Annotated in this window: 14 protein-coding genes, 3 pseudogenes and 1 other annotated feature; of the genes and pseudogenes, 7 read left to right on the top strand and 10 right to left on the bottom strand. The window is 58.1% G+C overall.

Annotation, left to right across the window (positions count from 1 at the left end; all coding sequences use genetic code 11):
* Positions 1–29: 29 nt before the first annotated feature.
* The 4 genes from YUU_RS0100185 to YUU_RS49660 are packed head-to-tail and all read left to right on the top strand — an operon-like array spanning position 30 to position 5447.
* Positions 30–1073 carry a hypothetical protein gene (locus tag YUU_RS0100185; RefSeq protein ID WP_027520536.1) on the top strand — a complete coding sequence of 348 codons (1044 nt, stop codon included), beginning with the start codon at positions 30–32 and terminating at the stop codon, positions 1071–1073.
* A gap of 4 nt (positions 1074–1077) precedes the next feature.
* Positions 1078–3918, top strand: a complete 2841-nt coding sequence (locus tag YUU_RS0100180) for an AAA family ATPase (RefSeq protein ID WP_027520535.1) — start codon at positions 1078–1080, stop codon at positions 3916–3918.
* On the top strand, positions 3918–5024 hold the full coding sequence (locus YUU_RS49665; RefSeq protein ID WP_051389539.1) for a trypsin-like peptidase domain-containing protein: 1107 nt from the start codon (positions 3918–3920) through the stop codon (positions 5022–5024). The genes YUU_RS0100180 and YUU_RS49665 overlap by 1 nt, the downstream gene beginning before the upstream one ends.
* 45 nt (positions 5025–5069) lie before the next feature.
* Positions 5070–5447 carry a YidB family protein gene (locus YUU_RS49660; RefSeq protein ID WP_156944015.1) on the top strand — a complete coding sequence of 126 codons (378 nt, stop codon included), beginning with the start codon at positions 5070–5072 and terminating at the stop codon, positions 5445–5447.
* Positions 5448–6017: 570 nt separating this feature from the next.
* Here the strand turns inward: YUU_RS49660 and YUU_RS55970 are convergent.
* Positions 6018–6635, bottom strand: coding sequence for a CHAT domain-containing protein (locus tag YUU_RS55970; protein ID WP_245287906.1), 618 nt, complete (start codon positions 6633–6635; stop codon positions 6018–6020).
* Positions 6636–6814: 179 nt separating this feature from the next.
* Between YUU_RS55970 and YUU_RS0100155 the strand changes: the two are divergent.
* Positions 6815–7060 (top strand): annotated as a pseudogene (locus YUU_RS0100155) (Ku protein); the annotation flags it as partial.
* Here the strand turns inward: YUU_RS0100155 and YUU_RS55965 are convergent.
* Positions 7032–7259, bottom strand: a complete 228-nt coding sequence (locus tag YUU_RS55965; RefSeq protein ID WP_156944014.1) for a hypothetical protein — start codon at positions 7257–7259, stop codon at positions 7032–7034. The pseudogene YUU_RS0100155 and the gene YUU_RS55965 overlap by 29 nt on opposite strands.
* A 123-nt stretch (positions 7260–7382) precedes the next feature.
* Positions 7383–8615 (bottom strand): annotated as a pseudogene (locus tag YUU_RS49655) (IS3 family transposase).
* Positions 8215–8331, bottom strand: a sequence feature (AL1L pseudoknot). Its footprint overlaps the pseudogene before it by 117 nt.
* 370 nt (positions 8616–8985) lie before the next feature.
* On the opposite strand from YUU_RS49655, the gene YUU_RS0100135 reads away from it, so the two are divergent.
* A complete protein-coding gene (locus YUU_RS0100135; RefSeq protein ID WP_027520530.1) occupies positions 8986–9258 on the top strand; it encodes a DUF3551 domain-containing protein in 273 nt (90 codons plus the stop codon).
* A 121-nt stretch (positions 9259–9379) separates the two neighbouring features.
* Here YUU_RS0100135 and YUU_RS0100125 read toward each other — a convergent pair whose 3' ends face one another.
* The 3 genes and pseudogenes from YUU_RS0100125 to YUU_RS49650 form a co-directional block, all read right to left on the bottom strand.
* Positions 9380–10108 carry an SGNH/GDSL hydrolase family protein gene (locus tag YUU_RS0100125; protein WP_051389537.1) on the bottom strand — a complete coding sequence of 243 codons (729 nt, stop codon included), beginning with the start codon at positions 10106–10108 and terminating at the stop codon, positions 9380–9382.
* An 851-nt stretch (positions 10109–10959) separates the two neighbouring features.
* Positions 10960–11232 (bottom strand): hypothetical protein, encoded by a 273-nt coding sequence (locus YUU_RS0100120; protein ID WP_027520528.1) that lies wholly within the window; start codon positions 11230–11232, stop codon positions 10960–10962.
* A 124-nt stretch (positions 11233–11356) separates the two neighbouring features.
* Positions 11357–12085 (bottom strand): annotated as a pseudogene (locus YUU_RS49650) (SOS response-associated peptidase).
* Positions 12086–12413: 328 nt separating this feature from the next.
* Here YUU_RS49650 and YUU_RS58250 point away from each other — a divergent pair.
* On the top strand, positions 12414–13067 hold the full coding sequence (locus tag YUU_RS58250; RefSeq protein WP_156944013.1) for a hypothetical protein: 654 nt from the start codon (positions 12414–12416) through the stop codon (positions 13065–13067).
* Between the two features lie 524 nt (positions 13068–13591).
* Here YUU_RS58250 and YUU_RS0100105 read toward each other — a convergent pair.
* The 4 genes from YUU_RS0100105 to YUU_RS0100090 form a co-directional block, all read right to left on the bottom strand.
* Positions 13592–14569, bottom strand: coding sequence for a caspase family protein (locus YUU_RS0100105; protein WP_027520527.1), 978 nt, complete (start codon positions 14567–14569; stop codon positions 13592–13594).
* A gap of 10 nt (positions 14570–14579) precedes the next feature.
* A complete protein-coding gene (locus tag YUU_RS0100100; protein WP_027520526.1) occupies positions 14580–14951 on the bottom strand; it encodes a TIR domain-containing protein in 372 nt (123 codons plus the stop codon).
* A gap of 229 nt (positions 14952–15180) precedes the next feature.
* Positions 15181–16962, bottom strand: coding sequence for a CHAT domain-containing protein (locus YUU_RS60030; RefSeq protein WP_198031666.1), 1782 nt, complete (start codon positions 16960–16962; stop codon positions 15181–15183).
* A 194-nt stretch (positions 16963–17156) separates the two neighbouring features.
* Positions 17157–18590 (bottom strand): metallophosphoesterase, encoded by a 1434-nt coding sequence (locus YUU_RS0100090; protein ID WP_027520524.1) that lies wholly within the window; start codon positions 18588–18590, stop codon positions 17157–17159.
* Positions 18591–18756 lie beyond the last annotated feature (166 nt).

Below are 18756 nucleotides of genomic sequence, written 5' to 3'. Positions count from 1 at the left end.
GCTTTCTCCAGCTGTCGGGTTTCCTGTCGATGTTAACGAGCGATGACTATATCTTAGTAGAGACCAAGCTGATCGAGCTGGTCACACCGCAGGCATCGCCCCGTCAATTTGTGGCCGCCAACCTACCAGAGTGGATTGCGGCCCGGCTTACTGAAGGATTGCCGCCTGTCTTGCTGGTGCAGGCTGCACTCAGGCTTTGTGAGGAAGATGGCTACAACGCCTCGCCACCTTCCATGTGCACGTTCCTGCTGAACTGCTTCCCACTAAGGCCGGAATTTAAGGCAATCTGCGACAAGATCAGGACTCCTCCGCCTGCTCTGCCGCCGCCGGCGGATCCATTCGATGCGATCATGCTCTCGAACAAGCTACCCTTCTTGGGCAGGTTGGCGGTTAGAGCGCACCTTAGAGCGCTTATGCAAAACTCGCCGCCTCGTCCTGTGGTGGTGATCAAAGGTCTGGGGGGAGCGGGAAAGACCTACACCACCGAACTCATCAACCATATCTGCCGGACGCATACCGACATCGTTCCGTGCCATATCGAGGTGCCCAAGGATCAAGGAATTTCAGTCGGACCCGCGGACTTGGCCCGAGATATCGTGCTCCAGCTGGGCGGCGACGTTGATAAAATGCCGGCGCAGCAGACCAACGCCGACCGGTGGGCCCAGGAATTGGCCATTTGGATCGTGAATACGGCCCAAAAGTCCGGCTTCAAGCATTGGATAGTGCTCGATGGCTTCAATAAGGCCGAGCTGCGACGTGATACGCTACCCCTCATTGTCAAACTTTCCCTTCAACTCACCAGAGGGATGGCAAGTCGGTCCCACAGACTTATCTTAACGGACTTCGACCACACAAGCTTGCCCATTATCCCTGGTAACATTGCTATTGAGACTATCCCTGGGCTCGGTAAGGCGGCCGTCGCCGAGTTCGTGACCCAACTTCTCGCGGCGGCAGGACGCCAGGAAGACGCTCCAGCGATGATTGCGGGAGTGACCGAGGACTTCGCGGATCCCATTCAGGACCTTCGGGAACTGGGCGGACGTTTAAACGACCTGATCGAATTGATAGGGTGACCGCATGGCCGCGCCGCTCTCCACTGGAGACTTACTTGCCGAACTCAGGCGCAGAACTGCGGCTCGCGAGAGCCTCTCCCTGGACGAGTCCAGCTACTTCTACCTGCTGGCGGCTTCGGTTCTTCATGTCTTCAATCCGGCCCAGCTCAAGCCCTGGCTTCCTCTTGCCAAGCCGGTCGATCCCCTGAAGGCTCTTCTGGACTCCACGGTGCCCGCAGTGGGATGGCGTCACTTGGCGCTTCGGACACTGAAAGTCGAGGAACGGCGATCGGCTCTCAGATTCCTTTGGAATTTGGGCGGACGACAAATGATGAAGTCAGTTCTCACGATCAATTCAACCGTTGTCCGCACACAGGTGCAGACGGTATTAGAGAGATGGATCAACGGAGACCATTTCGATCTCGCCTCGATGAACTACGACGAACTCATCGGGCTCGGACAGGTCTACGACTGGGGCATCGGCGATTTCGGAGGTTTGCCCGAGAGGGACAAATTCGAAGAAGCACTGCGGCGCAGATCGGCTGTTTCTGTGTTCGAGCACTTGGTGGATGCAGAGTTTACCGGGCGGGATCGCGAGCTTCAGGTTTTGCGCGACTATGTTGGGGTAGTTTCGCCCTCGATTTGGCAACGCTTGAGGAGTTTCTACGGCTTGGAGTCGAAGCCGCCACTTGTTCTTTGGGGACCGGGGGGCGTAGGCAAGACCGCACTCGTCGGCAAGTTTCTTCTCGAGCACGTTGACGCGCCGGAAAGCGGTTGGTTTCCATTTGCGTATCTTCCGTTTGATTCCGAATCTCTCGATATCCAACAACCGTTCACAATCCTGATCGCAGCGTGTGATCAGCTAACCGCGCAGATCGAAGGAGGATCCGGTCCGAACAATACCGCCTCCGCCGCCGTGTCCAGCTTCAAAAGGTTAGTCGAAGTTTACAGGGATGAACGCGCGCAATTGCAGGAGCGCGCCAACCGAGGCGGCAGGTTGCGCGGTGCTCAAAGAGCGGCTACGGAGCAGTCCCTCTATATCGCCTTTGCTAATTTGCTGAATCGGATCGGCAAGGCCGCCAGTTCGCAACAGTCCGCATCGAACGTGCCTGTGCTATTGGTCTTCGATACGTTCGAAGAAGTCTACTATCGTTTGCGCGAAGATCTGCTTGGCTTTTGGCGCATGCTCGAAACAATTCAGGCGAACTTCCCAGCGCTTCGCGTCATCATCGCGGGAAGGGGACGCCCCAATCCTTTCACCGTCAATCGGCAAGCACCGATCGAATGCCCGCTCGATGATCTTAGTTCGAGTGATGCCGTTCACCTGCTCACCATTCTTGATGTGCCCCAGCCCGATGCTGTCGCGATTTATAGGCAAATCGGAGGTAGTCCGCTGATGTTACGCTTGGCGGCGCGCGTAGCCCAAAGCGAAAAGACCAGCGGCGGAATTCAAGACCTTGAGACCAAGAAGTACTGGCTCTTCAACGTCGCTCCCCAGGTGATCAGGGGCAAGCTCTATCAGAGAGTGCTAGACCATATTCATGATCCCGATATCAAGACGCTTGCGCATCCCGGGATGATCCTCCGGCGCGTTACCAAAGAAATCATCCGGGATGTTCTGGCGCCTGTGTGTGGCCTTGGTCATATCTCGGACGAGCGGGCCGATAGCCTTTTCGAGGGTTTACAGCGCGAGCATGCTCTCGTCAGCCTCGAGCAGGATGACGCTCTCCGGTATCGTGAAGAGGTTCGTCATCCCACGCTTTTGCTGATGATGGAGGATCGTCCGGCCCTCGTGCGCGAACTGCAGGAAGCGATCATTACATTTTACGAAATGAGACCTCCATCACTCTCCGAGCGCGCCGAGGAGATCTATCATCGGTTGATGTTGAAGCAAGACGAGCGGTGGTTACAGGGGCGATGGCTGCCTGGTATCGACCGGTATTTGAACTCGGCAATCGATGAGGTCGGCGCCGAGCAGCAGATCTGGCTGGCCCAAAGGATGAGCATCGAACTCCCGTCGGAGACGTACGTGCGCGCTGATCTCGCCAGCTGGGAGCGGTTGATCGGACGTAGGGCACTCGAGACATTGCGCGTCGGCGACGCTCTGGCTGCTCTTGCAATCCTAGGAGAACGCAAGGAACGGACGCCTGAAAGCCCGCTTTTCGCTATGGAAGCGCGAGCGCACCTGGCGTTAGGCCATTACGAGGAGGCGGCGCGGCTTCTGGATTCCGCTCTCGATGATTATCCTGCCATGGGCAACCGCGGGCGGCTCGCCGAAATTTTATGGTTCAGATCGCAGGCTGCTTGGCAAATGGGCGAAGCCTCGACGAGCGGCTTTCTAGATCAACTGATCGACGTTTGCGAAACTCTAACCAGCAGCCTATCCGTCGTTCAGGCTCTTGCCCAAAAGCTTGAGGTTTTGGGTGAAAAGAATGCGGGCGACTTGCGGGAGCGTTTGGCTGCCAAGCTCATGACCCTACCGCTCGCCGAGATTGACAAAGAGCAGTCCCTCGTCAGGTTCGCGCTCGTTCAACTCGGAGAGAATTATCCGCGCACCGTCACAAGCTTGATCTCGCCACTTTCGTCCGAGGTTATGCGCCGTCTGAAATCCACGAAACTCGACCCGGTCGAGCTTGGAAAGCTGGTCGGGTTGCTCCCAGACTCCAATAGAGCGCTCTTATCAAATCCGTCTGACGCGGCCGACGTGTTTGCTGCAGCCAGCACGCAGCCAACTCCCGGCTCGGTACGTGTGATCATCGAACTTCTGGCTTCGGAAAGGGCGACCTTGGCCGGGGCAGACCTTGCAGGTCTCGAACCATATCGAGAGCCGTGGGAATTTGCGTCGCTGAGCGAGGCCATGTCCTGATGCCATACCTAAGCAACGAAGAAATCATCCAAGTCTCGCAAAAACTACTCGAACTTCTCGGGTACAGCCCTCAAGTCCGTTCGGATTTACTCGACGGAATTCCTGCCGTCGTGACGGGGATGTTTCAGACGGCTACCCAGCCGCTTCTGTCGGCTCGACTTGATATTCGCAGCCTGAACGACATCGATCGCTTGGAAGACGGTTCGGTTCCGTTGAAGGTTTTCCTCGGCAACGCGACGTCTCTGCTGATAGGCCGACCGGATGCCGAACCCCTCAGGAAAGCGCTCCATAAGGTAGAAACGATCTCCACCGGCGCGCCCGTCATAGACGCCACGGGTTTTCCCGAGCTCGAAGAAGTCGTGGTGCACCGAGATGACATGGTGCCGTATCTCTTCATGACGGCGGGAGTCACCGCCGGCAAGGCCGTCGCGAAGTTGTCTGTGAAGCGCCATATGGGCGGGCACCCGCAGACGGATGCTGCGGGAAATCCCGTTTTATTTCTCGGCAGCGGCTGGCTGATCGCACCCAATCTCCTTCTGACCAACCATCACGTGATTAAAGCCCGCGAGGCTGGTGAAGCTGCAGCATCCGAACAGGACTTCGGATTGCAAGCCTTGGCGACGACCGCGACGTTCGATTACGACTTCGAAAGCGCGCAGGGTAATCCCATGGACGTCAAGGAGCTGGTCGCCTGGGACAAAACATTGGACTACGCGCTGTTGAGGCTAAATGGCGATGGCAGGCAAGCCCTGAACGTTGGCGGTCCGATCACCTTTTCAGGTCCGGACGAGGATCGACCAGCATTGAACATTATCCAGCATCCTGACGGCAAACCAAAGAAGTTCGCGATCCGGAACAACCTGTTAACACAAGCGACTGATACTCAGCTTCGGTATTTCACCGACACGATGGCAGGGTCTTCCGGATCGCCTATCCTCGACGATCGCTGGAACGCGGTAGGATTGCATCGGGGCGCAACGCCGGTCACCGGTGTGAACTTCAATGGAAAGCCGGTGGCCTACGTTAACGTGGGTACGCAAATCAGTTCGATCATAAGTGATCTTCGGAAGAGGTATTCAGGTAAGGTGCATGAGTTGAACATCTAGCGTTCGACGGCGTTCCATCCTACCTTGCGGTTCGAGAGGATCGACATGCGGCCATTTGATAATTTCGGAAATGTCTTCATTGGACTGGCCGGGCAAGTCGCGGCCAGTGGTCTGCCGGAGCTTTTGGGCGCGGCATTGAAGAGGTCGTCTATCGGCAACCTTCAGACGGTCGTCGATCGACTATCATCGAGCGGCTTTGCAGACCGCGTCTTCTCCTGGGCGGACAATCAATCCAAACCCTCGATCTCCCCCGGCGAAGTCGCAGAGGCTTTGGGCCCTGAAAACGTCGCGAGCTTAGCGGACTCTTTGGGCGTTCCAAAGGAATCCGCGTTGAATCTATTGGCTGACAAGCTGCCGACGGCGGTCGGCGAAGCGACAAAGCACGGCGAGATCACCGTCCATCGTGTTCGCGCTGCTGGCTGATGCGCGCTTATGTTGGTTGAGCGCGACCTCGTTGGGTGTCCCTGCTGCGCCACCGAAGGTCTATCGTCCAAACTTGTTGTTCGTACGCAAGCGCGAACTCCCCGGATGTATCCGCTTCATCGGACGACAGCAGGACCTTGCCGTTCTTGAACGTGAATTCGAAGCCCTACGTGCATCGTTGATCATTTTGTACGGATCAACCCTTATCCGCGTGCACCGCAAGCGCAACCTCCCTTTCCACCAAGGGGAGCGGATTCTTGTCCATCCAGGACAACAGGAAGTGGTTCTCGTCACTCGCCTTTGCATTCGACAGCTTCCTATCCGGGTAAGATCTCAGCACCCACGTATATGAAAGGCGCCCAATAGTGGGGTTCCTCGAAAGGCCGACCATTTTGATCTGACGCCGCGTACCGCCTGAAAGCATCATGTGCTAGACGATTACTTTTGTCTTCGCTGTCAATCGCAGCCATCGAAATCTCCTCGAAAACTTCCGCAATATCGACATTGCGTGCAGAACGGAGCCATCGCTGCGCCTTCCCCAAAGCGACCGAGGCCGGAACTCCGGATCGCCTATGCAATTTGCCGATCCATCAAAAGCATCGTCGATTCGTCTTCTACACTCCAAAGGGTGCTTATGACCGCTGGTGCTCCTGCCTGAAGAAAGGCGATCGGCAAACCAAGATACTCGGTCTCGAGGTTTGTCGAACTCACAAGCCCAGTTTGGCATGCCGACAGAATAACCAAGTGACATTTGCTCAAATCGAGGTCTTTGATTACCTGGGCAGCCGTAAGCTGCGTACCTCGCGCAAGGGTCAACTCTGACTCGAGAGGATCTTCTAATGAAGAAAATCCATGGCAGGCAAAATGCAAATACGAATGCTCGGAAACCGCATGCACCACAGCATCACTTGTCGCGGCACGTCCGCGCAAACATTCGCTGATATCGAATGTCCCCTTTGCCATCTCTATCTCCAAACCCGCGAACGGGAGGTTCTCAGACGGGTCTTGAACAGCAAGCAAAGATGACCGGGGCAGCCCACGCCGAATTAATCGCTCCTCGCAAAGGTGAAGTAACTCGCTGCCCGGAGCGTACCGAATGCTGTATTGATCGAGAAATGCGGCGCGCCCTTGTTTGGTCCAGACGGTGGCAGTATGCGGTCCTAGAACTTCCAATGGGGTACCGAGCACTAAGATTGTTGACCCTGCCGCAAGTTCGCAGTCTGCCAACTTATCAATTAGATTAGTCTATGTGATGTGAAGCAATGTAAGACAGATACTGAGCAAACGTCTCGGGTTCCATATGGACCGCTTGATCAACCTGACCTGCCACTGATTTTTCATCCGGCGGCGTTTAGAGTCTCGGAGTTGGTCTTGTCGGCATGCTGCTGCGCTATCCCTATGAGGTGCGCGGCGAGCACGAGTATTTCGACGAGATCCAGGACGTCAAAGTCACCAAAGACATGCTCGACCTCGCCAAGCGCATCGTCAACCAGAAGGCCGGTCAGTTCGAGCCCGAGAAGTTCGAGGATCAGTATGAGACCGCGCTCATCGACCTCATCAAACGGAAGCGGGCCGGCAAGCCCATCACGCCGAAGGAGCGGCCGCGCGGAGAGCAAGGCTGAGAGTCTTCTGTCGCAGGGAGCCCTCGGAGCGTTTCATCAGCTTCGAGAGTTTGGTCACTGGAGTGCGGGCCTTGGAATGTGCCTTGAGCAGCTTGACATCTTCCTTGGTGTACTCTTTGCGCTTGTTCTTCACTTGTTTGGCCACTTGATCTTCTCCAGCTTCATCGAGGTGCCGGCTTAAGGTGATCATGCGAATCCGTCAAGCGCTCGCTCCATTGCTAGGTGACTACGGTTTTCCTTTGCCCAGAACTTGTGCCGTCCCGCCTGATAGGACTGAACCGCCCCGGGTTTGCCGGAGGCCATTTGGTTTAAGTTACGCCGCCATGGCGGGTTGTTCCAGCATGGCGTAGTAGCGTTGCTCGGCTTCGGCCGGCGGTATGTTGCCGATGGACTCCAGAAGCCTTCGGTTGTTGAACCAATCGACCCATTCCAGGGTCGCGAACTCGACCGCCTCGAAGCTGCGCCACGGCCCGCGTCGGTGGATCACCTCAGCCTTGTAGAGACCGTTGATGGTTTCGGCGAGGGCGTTGTCATAGGAATCTCCGACACTGCCGACCGAAGGCTCCACGCCGGCTTCGGCCAGGCGCTCGGTGTATTTGATTGAGACGTATTGGCTGCCCCTGTCGTTGTGGTGCACGAGCCCGCCGCGGTGGACCGGCCGTCGATCATGCAGGGCCTGCTCCAACGCATCGAGCACGAAGCCTGCGTGCGCCGTACGCGAAGCCCGCCAGCCCACGATCCTGCGGGCATAGGCGTCGATGACGAAGGCGACGTAAACGAAGCCGGTCCAGGTCGCGACATAGGTGAAGTCGGAGAGCCACAGGACGTTCGGCCTCGGCGCCTTGAACTGGCGGTTGACGTGATCCAGCGGGCATGGCGCGGCCTTGTCGCTGGCCGTGGTTTTGACGGGCTTGCCGCGGACGACCCCTTGCAGGCCCCAAGTCCCGCATCAGCCGCGACACTGTGCAACGGGCAACATCGAAGCCTTCGCGCTTGAGCTGGCGCCAGACCTTGCGCACGCCATAGACGGAGAAGTTCTGATCGAACACTCGCCGAACCTCGATCTTCAGGGCTGCATCCTGCCTGGCGCGGGCCGACAGCCTGGCCGGATCGCGCCGCTTGGCGACATGGGCGTGGTAGGTCGAGGGGGCGATCGGCAAGACCTTGCAGATCGGCTCGACCCCATGCGCCCCACGATGATCGTCGATGAAGGTGATCATGGCTTGGACCGGCGGTCGAGCTCCGCCATCGCAAAATACGCGCTTGCCTTGCGCAGGATCTCGTTGGCCTGCCGAAGCTCGCGGTTCTCCCGTTCGAGGGCCTTCAGCTTCTCGGCCATGTCGGTCGGAGCGCCGGCCCGCTGCCCGCTGTCGATCTCGGCCTTCCTGACCCAGTCATGCAGCGTCTGCGGCGTGCAGCCAATCTTGGCGGCAATCGATGTCACCGCCGCCCAGCGAGAGGGGTGCTCGTTCGCGTGATCCAGAACCATCCGTACCGCTCGGGCCCGGACCTCGGGTGAAAACTTGTTCGTCGTCTTGCTCGTCATGGCTCCATCCTCTCAGGAGTTGGAGCCTCCGGCAAACCCGGCGCGGTTCAGACCGATCGCGGCGTGTTGACCCCAGTCCCTCAAGGCCACGTTGCATGCGGCGCGGAATAGATCAGGCCCAAGCTCGCCTGCTCGAACGGGTCAACCAAGATACCTTCGCTCCAAGTTCGCCTTCCGCATCGACAAGGGCAGCTTGCGAGGGCATTCGGTTCCGGGATGACCTTCCGGGACACCGTCGAAACGCCTTGCTCCGGATCGGTTGGGGCCATCCGCAAATTATGGAGATTCTGCACAGTCGCCACGAGTGCGGTTTTGCTCTATGGGAAACAGCGTGACGTCATGACGTCGCCATCGATTCGAGGAATTTTCGATGCGCACACCGTTCTTGACCCTCATCGCGATCGCCGCATTGCAGTCTGCCGCACCGGCCGAGGCCCAGACCTTCGATCCGCGCTATCCGGTTTGCATGCACGTCTATACTAGTGGCGGATTCGGCGGCGACTATTACGACTGCTCGTTTGCCTCGATCCCGCAGTGTCGCGCCTCGGCCTCCGGCCGCGCCGCAAACTGCGACGTCAATCCATACCACGCCTTCAACGCGCCGCCGCCGGCGCGCCACAGTCGTTACAATCGGGTGGATTAGAGCATGATCCGGAAAACTGCGGGGCGGTTTTCCGAAAAGATCACGGTCAAACAATAACCTAAAGCGCGATGATGATTCACCCGAATCTCATCGCGCTTTAGCTCCTTCCGCCAGCGCGCGGTCATGCCGCCGGCGCAGACTCGGCCCTGCTCACGGCGTCGATGATGATGTCCTTCAGCACCCAGGCGAGCCGCTGCGTGGTCCAATCGCTATCATGCAGCCTGTCGGTATCCTCGGGATCGACCATGCGATCGAACGACACGCGTTCGACCTCGTGCCAGCCCTTCATTAGGGTGAAGCGGCCGAACAAGTTAACGCCCGCCTCGCGTGCGATCTGACCGATTGCTTCTACCATCTGATTGGCCTTGTCGACCTTGGCCGGCGTCAGCACTGCCGGCACATATTGCAGATCCATCAGGATGACATCAGCCTTGCCGCCGTCGCGCAGCATGGCAAGCCCGTCGCGGATGGCGGCGATCGTCTCGGCGAAGCTCGGCGGCGGTGGAACGTTGTCTGGCTTCTGCCACACGGCGTTGGTGCCGACCTGCCAGATCACCAGGCTCGGTTGTTCGGCAATGACGTCGCGCTTCATCCGATCGCGCTCGAGCGGCGCCTCCTGGCCGCCGATGCCGCGGCCGATCACGTTGATGATGGGCTTCGCATAATGCTTGCGAAGCAGCGCTTCCAGTCGGTAGGGCAAGGCCACGATGTCGCCTTCACCGGCGATCGTTGATGAGCCGAGCGCAACCACCTTGGCCGGTGCCTCGCCTTGCAGGCTGCGCGCAAAATTGGTGAGCGCGTGCTCGAAAGGCGGTGGCAGGACTGGGATGGTGGAAGGGTTTCTCTCCACGGGGCGGCTCCTGCTGCGGCCGAAGCAACGTCAGGTAGATCTAGGATATCCCGCTTTGACGACAACGCCTAGGGCAGTGGCCAGCACTCATCTTGAAGCAGCCGTTTTCCGATAGGCCTCGACCATCACAGGAGTGATGTCACTCGGATAGCAGAGCGGCGCAGAGCCGCCCGGCCGCGAGTAGGCGCTTCTCCCGCCGCATGATCGACCATTACGCATCAGGTCATCCGGACAAGCGCAGGGCCTGCCAGTTGCGTGATACTGGTCTCGGCTCGCCTTGATATTGCTGCGATGGCCGCTGCGGTCAGGACAACTTCAACCTTCCGCTTGGTATCGCCTTGCTGAGGCGCGGGCTCTTGGGGCGTTTTGGGAGGTGTGGTGATGGCGCCACTCGGTCCGGGCGGAACAGTTTTGGAGACCTGCGGCTGGGAGACGTCGCTCGGGATCGCTGTCAGTGCGAGCCGCTTTGCAGCGGGCTTGGGTACCTGTGCTGCAGTCACAGGCGGCGTGTTAAGAGTCCGCCCATCCGGACGGCCCATGGAGTAGGCTCCAAAGGCTGTAAGGCCCAGAAGAACGATGACAATCCCGCCCCGCATAGTGGGCATCCAAGCGAAGGCTGAGTGACCGCGCAAGCTGTGAACCTGGCATTCTACATCTTCGGAAGGGGCACCCCCGTATTTTACCGGGGGCGCGGTGCTAGTGTTGGAGGCGACCCCGTTTGCTGCGCACGTTCGGGTTATCGCGCTGTTCGACAGACGCATTCTTGCCAGGGCGCCGTCGAAACGCCTTGTTCCGGATCGGTTGAGGCAATCCGCACATCATAGAGGTTCGCCGTCGGCTCGTCATAGCCCTTAGACAACATCCTCGGGCGGACACTCTGGGCACGCATCGCCGATCGAATCCAGGACCTCGCCGATCGCGACCGCTGCGGCCTCCGGAGAAACCCCGGCCGGCGGATTCCGATGCGCGATATCGAACGCGCGGTCACGAGCGTGCGGGTCGGCACGATCCTGCAGCCAAGCGTGCTCCTCGCATTCGCGGATGGCGCCGGCGTCCTGAAGCACGGAGATCGCCCAGCCCCTCAGCGTCCTGATTGCGGGTCGCCTTTCCTTGAACATCAGCATCGAGATCGCTCCTGCCAGGACGAATCCTCGCCGCCCGTTGTCCGTTCCGGCTGCTAACACAGACCAGGGATTCCGAATCGTCATACCTGCGGCTTGTCCACCTGTTCCGCCGGCCTATGCACAGCTAGGCGACCAGCGCCGGATCTTCCTTTTCCCCAGTCGCGATGAATTTGAGCGCACCATCCGGAAGTGGGCGCTGCAGTGACTTGGCCTCATCCCAGGGCGCTCGCATCCAGACGTCGTGCTCCTCGGCGTTCGTCAGGATCACTGGCATCGCCTTTGGATGCACGCGCTTGACCTCGGCGTTGGGATCGCAGGTCAGGAAGCCGTAGACGTCGGTGGTGACTTCGCCTTCCTTGACCTTGCGCACACTCGTCCAGTTCGTCCAGAGGCCGGCGAAGGCGAGTAGCGGGCGCGTATCGTCGTGCACAAACCAGACGGGCGCCTTTTGGCCATCGGTTATGTCGTACTCGCTGAAAGACGTGAACGGGACCAGGCAGCGATGCTCGGGGCCGAGCCACGGTTTCCAATGGCCACTCTTGACGTTCCGAATGTTGGTGGTGCCGCTGTCCGGCTCGAGCCGGAGCAATTCCTTAAATTCGGCCGTTTTGCCCTTGGACTAGAGTTTTTGTGCCCGCTTCTTGGCAGCTTCGAACAGGACGCTCTGAGACGATGGCATGCCCCATCGCGCCATGACGATCTCCCGCCCTTCGGCGGCGTTTCGGACGATGGGCGCCTGGTAATCCGGAAAGATGCCGGGCATGCTCGGCAAGTTGCCGACGCGACTGTTGAGCGCACTGAACAGCCGTCGGATGGCGTCCACGTTCTTCGTCATCGAGTAAAGATTGCACATCTTGAGTCCTCGGGCGGCGCTTGGCGCGCGCGCTGCACCAACTGCAACAAGGTAGAGCCGCAAGATCGACGTCCAGCTTGGTCCCGCAGCGGGCATTCGATTTCAAGTCAAGCGCGTCGGATGATGTTTACCCAGCGTAACGTGCGCTGCAAGCGGTGTCTGCTCCCTGGGGCGAGTCCTAGTTTTCGACTCCGTGTCGCCTGTGTAGGTTGGACGCTTACTGCATCAGATTCGGGTCACAGTTGGAGCAATGATAGTGAGACTTGAAAGTTGGCTGACCGCCCTAGTTTGCCTATTAGTTACCGCTGGACTCGCAGTCGGAGCCATCGTGACTCAAGGCGAGGGACCGGATGACAGCTTCCTTAAGGCAGTTTGGCAGCAGTTAGATAACGTGGGCATCGATGTAGTGTTAGGAAAGGCCTCGGATCTCGCGGCGTCAGGCGTGCCAAGGCTGGCGTCGTTGAAAGGTTATGCACCAAAGGAAAAAGATTGGGGAAGCTTCACGAAGGAAGCGTGGCCGTACGCTTTTGCACAAGGACGTTCCGGCGTGCTCTTCGCCTACCGTCCGAGCGCAGTGCCCAAACGATTGGCCACTAAAAAAGCCGCTTGCGGTCGTCCTAAGCTATCCCTGGATGAAGGTTGCCGGTTCGTGAGGAATTGGCTGGCGGCAGCCCCGGAGAACCGAGTTTTTCTAGCGTTTACCAACGAAGATTTCGAATCTGCTTCGAAAGCAAAACTAGCTCTGGAGAAAGCGGGCTACGTCGTGTTTGTGTTTCTGAAAGGCAAGAACGAAAAGCCTTGGGCCAGTCCGGCTTTGGTCGGCGAGGTCTTCGCACAGGCAACTCACAGACTTGTACTGGATACTCTGAGCGCGAGAGGGAGTGCCGGCGTACGCTTCGAAAGCTTATGCTGTGAGCCTTATCTCGCACCATCCTACCCTGAAACAGCACTCTCGAAGGCCCTCGCTGGACAGAGCAAATGAACCGGCGGGACCAAGCCCATGACCGGTCGCGCTGCTGACAGGTTTTTTCGAGCAGGTGTGCGTGACCTCAATCAGTGAGATCTTGCAAGCTCATAAATTGGCTGTTGAGTCTTCTCCAGGAGTCCGCAACGTCGGCCATCTCCGATGCTTCGGAAAGGTGCACGATAGAACGCGGCATTGTCGTTCAAGACTATTCGATTGATCCTAGATTGTATCTCGTCGTCTATTCAGATTTCTGGCCGCCCGCCATGCCAAACGCTTGTATGATTGTTGGAAGATAGCGTCGGACTTGGTTCCGATCGCTTTCCTTTTCGGCCTCGCTCAATTTTGAATAAGGGCGGGCGATCTGTTCCTCCCAGCGCGCGACCAGATCCGCAGGGATGATCAAAGAGCCGTTCGGAGCTCGAATACAATGGTCATGCACGTAACGCTGCCAGTGGGCCCACCGTTCGTGCTCGATGTTCGCGAGAGCTTCGATGAGTTGCTCGAGCTCAGGCGAGGATAGCTGACCAGACTTTCGCAAACTAGATCAATCCCTTCCTTGCGAGTCGTCGATAGTGTTCACCCAATGCAGTAAGCCGAAGCGTCTTGCTTTGCATGGCCGCGTGCCACATGTGCGGCGCCCCCTCAGGAACGACCAATCCATTGCGATTATACTTTTGCAGGATCGCGAACACCACGGTGTTTTCCAGGTTCGGCGGCGGCACATCCGGCGGCAGAGGCTGGGGCCGCTCGGGTTCGTAAGTCGGGTCAAGCTGGAACTGCGAGCCGGCGTCGGGGAAGAACTCCGAGATTCGACGAAGGTCCGACAACTGCAGAGGAGGCTGCACTTTTCGCAGTGACACGAAGCGCTTGACGTTCGTCTTGAATACCGGCCGCTGGGCCCATGGGCCGAGTGATTGATCGATGTGGGCATAAACCCCGCCAGGTGTCACGTCTCCCACCAGATTTGCTGCGGCCCCACCGAGAGCATCGACGAGAAGGCTAGTGAATACGCCGCCCTCGTCATTCTCCTCGGCATACTGTTCCGCCGTCGAGGCGGTGAGTATCGTGACCCCGTCGCTGATTTCGGACACTTTCGCGTTGGTTGGGCTGTCGCCTGCGATTCCGCTGTGGCAACAATCCAATATGATGACCTTGTTCTGGATATGAGACTTCGTGGCCAGCGTCATGATCTCGGCGAGCGGGACACCATCGTCGCCGGTTTCGCAATCACTTGCGCAGAGGTATCCGCCAGTAATATCGAGATGTCCGTGGCCGGCAAAATATAGGAGAGCTATCTCCCCGTCGCCGGCAAAAAGCTCACGAATAAGTTCCTTGAGCTCTTGTCGCTTGACCGCATCGCGCGGGGCTGTTCCCGATTTCAGATTGACGCCGAAGTTGACGGACCCATCGGCGTGTCTCTCAAGCATGGCCTTCACGCTATGGGCATCGTCTACCGCCCCATAAAGCGGTGTGATGGATTCGTAGTAATCGATGCCGACGACAAGAGCTTTTCTCATGGGTAGTCTCTCAAAGCGAATCGATGAAGGCTTTGATGTTGTCCCAAGTCCACACGACAGTATTGACGCCATCGAGCTTCGTGCGGTCGTCGGTATAAGCCCAGACGCCACGCAGCGGAACTTTCTCTTCTTTGGCGCATTGGATTTCCCACCTCTGACCACTCGAAGTTTGCGAATCCTTGCTAATCAGCGCAATGACACCATCCGAGCGACGAATTCTGGTTCGGACGCGATCCTTCCATTCCTTATCATAGGGCTCCTTGACTGACATGTCGACGTAGTCGAATGGCGTCTTGGTGTTCAGGGCCTGGCCCTTCAGCAAGTCACGCTGTTTAACGTCTTCCATCGCGAAAGCGACGAAAATGGTCTTCTTATCGGCCATGTATCATCTCCAGTAAAACGTAGACTGCTGTTGTGGCCCTCGGGCCCGCCAGGAGCTTTGCTCGACGAATAAATAGGGCTGCATCTCCAACCGAACAACAACGTGTCGCGAGAACCTAGGGTAATCCCGAGGGTCGCGATCATGGCCGTTGCCGCGACGCCAGGGCCGTTCCGCCCGTGCGAATAGTGCGCGGGCAGAACCAGCCAGATTCTATATAAGTAGATTGTGTTCAGCGCGAAACGGTTGCGAAGGGATCGCCGTAGAAACAATACGCTGCATACGTATCGCGCCCGCTTCCGTCCTTGTATGCCTCGGCCCGTATCGCCGAGAAGATCTTGGCCAGCGGCATTTCAGGAGTGTTCTTCAACGCTTCGTAGAAAGACGTCGCTACTTTATTCGCGACGGAATCTTCGACGCTCCAAAGGGGCGCAATGACCGCGGTAGCTCCGAGCTTGATGAAGGATGCGACGAATCCTCCGAGGCCGACCAACGACGGGACCGTCTGCCCTACCTTGCAGGCATTGAGGAAGACCACCGGTCGCTTAGCCCTGAAAAGCTTAGCGAGGCCTGACATTCCAAGTAATGCCGTCGATGACAACGTCCGCCCGCCTTCAAGGGCGATGGTCTGAATTCCACTCCCGTCGTCGTCGCCGTGGCAGATAAAATGCACCAAAGTCCTCGCTTCGGTGCCGAGCCTGGATTGTATTGTTGCGAAGTCGGCTGGTTCGATCTTGTCGCCGGAATACCGCGCAAGCACCATCGCGGCTTCATTATCAGAAAAGGCGAGCTTGCAGCTTCCCGGGTACGCGGGAGCAACGACGAAGCAGTCCCGCAGTTGTATCTTGCTTGAGGGGGCGATGACCCTTGTATCCGTCCATCGCCCGACTTGAAACTCGACGCCGAGCGCCGGGCGTTCTTCGTAGTCGGTGCCGTTCTTCCACCGGGTCGGGATCATGAGCTCCCAAGGAACATAAGGCTCGGCGGTGACAATTGCGATCGTTTTGATCGCAATTCCTGCATCGATCAGATCCCAGAAGGCTTTTTGAAACAATCTGGGAGAGCCCTCGAACAAAACGTTGCCGGCGCCCTTCAGTTCTGCGATCAGCGCGGTTCCGTCGGGCTGGGCGGTGAACTTTTTCATAAAGCCGGCGATGAGATCGCGGGTCACGTTTGGCAAATTCCAGGGGCATGTCTGCCGTTCCCGAAATTCCTCAAGGTGACGAGTTTGTACCGAGCAAAGATAGGATCGACCATCATTCGCGTCGGCGGCAACTATCGTGACGACCAGATCGGGAGTCTCGGCCTCGGTCCCACTAACTTCGATGCATCCAGGCGGCGGAGCCGGTGTTACCGCCCAAGGGTCGGGCTGAGGAGGCTCGGAAGGGGGGATGGCACCACTTGCTTTAGTAGTCACGCCCGAAATGGACACAGTTCGCGTAACTCGGCCACACGGTCGCGAATTCACATAGAAAATGGCTGCGATGAAGGGCTGACCCGTTACCTTATCTGGTTTGTCGACTACCGTCAGCGCGAACCGTCCAATGTCGAGGCGGTCAGTCGAAACGTCCAACTTGAACGATGTCGTCGCACGCTCTTCGAGTACGAAATGATCGCTTGTGGCGAGCGTCATCTCTATTCGCGTGCCTGCGACTGCCTTGATCGGTTCGGAAGATTCTCCTTCCGAAGGGGCCAGCTCGTCCAGATAGACCTTGGCGAAAAATCGACTTCCTTCGCGGAGCGAGCCCGCCTCCTCGAGCTCCAAATGTGGCGTGCGCTCCACCAAATCGGGAGCGGGTGCATCGACTAGAGGATTGGCGATCGGTCCAAAGTCATGGCCTCGAGGGTTTTCGTGGGATGCGGTCCTCCTGCGGCCGCTTTTGCCAGTGCCTCGACCGCGCCTACGCATACCTAAAATACCCGGCTCCGGCAGGTCTCTCTGAGGAGAGCCCTCCTCGATCTCGATCCTCTCGGCATCGAGTGCCTCGCGAAGTCGTTCGACTTTCAGGTCCATTGCGGGGGTCAAGGGCTCGAGCGCCTCGAGTATTCGGATCAGCAATGGCCTCACCCGTTCGCGCCAAGTAACGTTTTGAAGGAGGGGTTCAAGTTCCTCCAATGCCTCCCCGAACTTGCGGCTATCCAGCAATTTTCGCCCACGGAGATATCGTTGTTCGAACGAGCTCCGCTCCGGTCGATCGGCTCCTGGCATTAAGCGTCCCTCGGCTCGATGCGTTCTTCATGGCAGGCATAGCCGTCTTCGTCGACGTATGTCGCCTTGAATTGTTTATCTTCGATATCAATCACGGAGAACCCCATATACGCCCAGTGCTCGAGCCCGTTTTCAATGTATCTCCGGTCTTCGTATGTCGCCGGCGGTGGGTAGGCGTCGTTTTCGCCGTGGGTCATATACACGGGGACGCCGCCATGCCCGACCAGGCGCGCATATTCGAGATCGGCGTGGGGCTCGTGAAGAATACATCTGTGCTCGTGGCCCCAAATGGCTCCAAATATCCTATTGTCGGAGAGCAGCGCGCCCAGCTTCTCCCGCAGGGTCTCGCCAACATCTGGTGCGTCCTCGTAGGCGCTGAAGAATTGGTGGTGCGTGAGAAGAACAGCTCTCTGGCTGTTCCTGGCAAGCGTGTCCGCTAGCCATACCGCCTGGGGGTCTTTCAGGCCGTTGTCATCGTAAGCGGTGTCGAGGCCGATGAATTGCCAATTCGCGTTTGCAAGTCGGAAGAAACTCGAGTTTGCCTGTTTGGCAAAGCGAGGATCCGCGAGCAGGGTGCCAAAATAGGCGTGCCCGCCGGAGTACATGTCGTGATTCCCGTTCAACGACCATGAGCCGACCCTATCGTGTTCCTCGATATAGACCGGCCAATACGGCAGGAAGCGCTTTTCGTACTCGTATTTGAAACCCGAATAGTACACGTCGCCGAGATGGATGACGTGACATTCGGTGCCGTTCTGGAGGCATTCTTCGACGTATTTGCGCATCTGGCCCGCGACCTTCTGCGCTCGCGGAAGTCCGCTACCCCAGTCGCCGACCATGACTAACCGACAACGATTTGCCATTGTGTGTGTCGGAGCTGGCGTTGGGTTGAACGGATGCGGGTTTCGGAACTTGGAAATTCCCATCGCTACCAGCGAGCTGACCCAACCCGGGTCGGTAATTGAGAACTTGTCGAATACGCGTCGCCTGGCCGGGGGCAGGCCCTCCTCAAGCGAGCGATCGGTCACCCGGGGCTCCGGGTCATCGTCGCGGCGCTGCGCTTGCTCTTGCTGTGGCGGTAAATGATCGGGGCTTTCCGGATCATCAAAGTATTCTTGGAGTGCGCTCTGGGTGATACTAATGACGGGATCGCTGCTGATGAAACATTTGTCGTCGAGAGACGATTCCGTCGTCCCCCCTCGTCGCTGCGGCGGGGTATCAAACCCGGCCGGACCGGAAGACGTGGCTTTTTCATCTTCTAGGGCTGCATCGAATTCCGCAGAAGCCTGCTCGTATTCTTGGGGATCTATCGGAAGATCATGGTCTCCGCTCGGGGCGCCGCCGCGCCTCTCGGTGGAGCGGCGATTAAGCTCCTGCGAGATAACCTCCATCTGCGCGAGCACGAACTCGCGATTTAGCAATTCCCTAATCATCCTTCCCTCCAGCAATTCGGGCAAGTTGGGTGAGCGTGCGATATTGCTTCGATACACCAAAACCTAGGTCATTCCCGCAGATCGGGCCCAGCAGCTTCCTGCGAATGAACCTACCACCGCCTATGGCGATCCTAGGCTCAGCGGACGGCCGTCCTTACCTAGTGAA

Source organism: Bradyrhizobium sp. Ec3.3, assembly GCF_000472925.1.
GTDB lineage: Bacteria > Pseudomonadota > Alphaproteobacteria > Rhizobiales > Xanthobacteraceae > Bradyrhizobium.
The sequence above is the reverse complement of the archived record's forward strand: the minus strand, read 5'-3'. Positions and strand labels throughout refer to the sequence as shown.

Bases quoted from the DNA above. Each gene is read 5' to 3' on its own strand.
- YUU_RS0100090 (WP_027520524.1), bottom strand. From the start codon at position 18,590: ATGATTAGGGAATTGCTAAATCGCGAGTTCGTGCTCGCGCAGATGGAG.
- YUU_RS0100105 (WP_027520527.1), bottom strand. From the start codon at position 14,569: ATGAGAAAAGCTCTTGTCGTCGGCATCGATTACTACGAATCCATCACA.
- YUU_RS0100180 (WP_027520535.1), top strand. From the start codon at position 1,078: ATGGCCGCGCCGCTCTCCACTGGAGACTTACTTGCCGAACTCAGGCGC.
- YUU_RS60030 (WP_198031666.1), bottom strand. From the start codon at position 16,962: ATGGACCTGAAAGTCGAACGACTTCGCGAGGCACTCGATGCCGAGAGG.
- YUU_RS55965 (WP_156944014.1), bottom strand. From the start codon at position 7,259: ATGATCACCTTAAGCCGGCACCTCGATGAAGCTGGAGAAGATCAAGTG.
- YUU_RS49660 (WP_156944015.1), top strand. From the start codon at position 5,070: ATGCGGCCATTTGATAATTTCGGAAATGTCTTCATTGGACTGGCCGGG.
- YUU_RS0100120 (WP_027520528.1), bottom strand. From the start codon at position 11,232: ATGCTGATGTTCAAGGAAAGGCGACCCGCAATCAGGACGCTGAGGGGC.
- YUU_RS0100185 (WP_027520536.1), top strand. From the start codon at position 30: ATGTTAACGAGCGATGACTATATCTTAGTAGAGACCAAGCTGATCGAG.
- YUU_RS0100100 (WP_027520526.1), bottom strand. From the start codon at position 14,951: ATGGCCGATAAGAAGACCATTTTCGTCGCTTTCGCGATGGAAGACGTT.
- YUU_RS49665 (WP_051389539.1), top strand. From the start codon at position 3,918: ATGCCATACCTAAGCAACGAAGAAATCATCCAAGTCTCGCAAAAACTA.
- YUU_RS0100135 (WP_027520530.1), top strand. From the start codon at position 8,986: ATGCGCACACCGTTCTTGACCCTCATCGCGATCGCCGCATTGCAGTCT.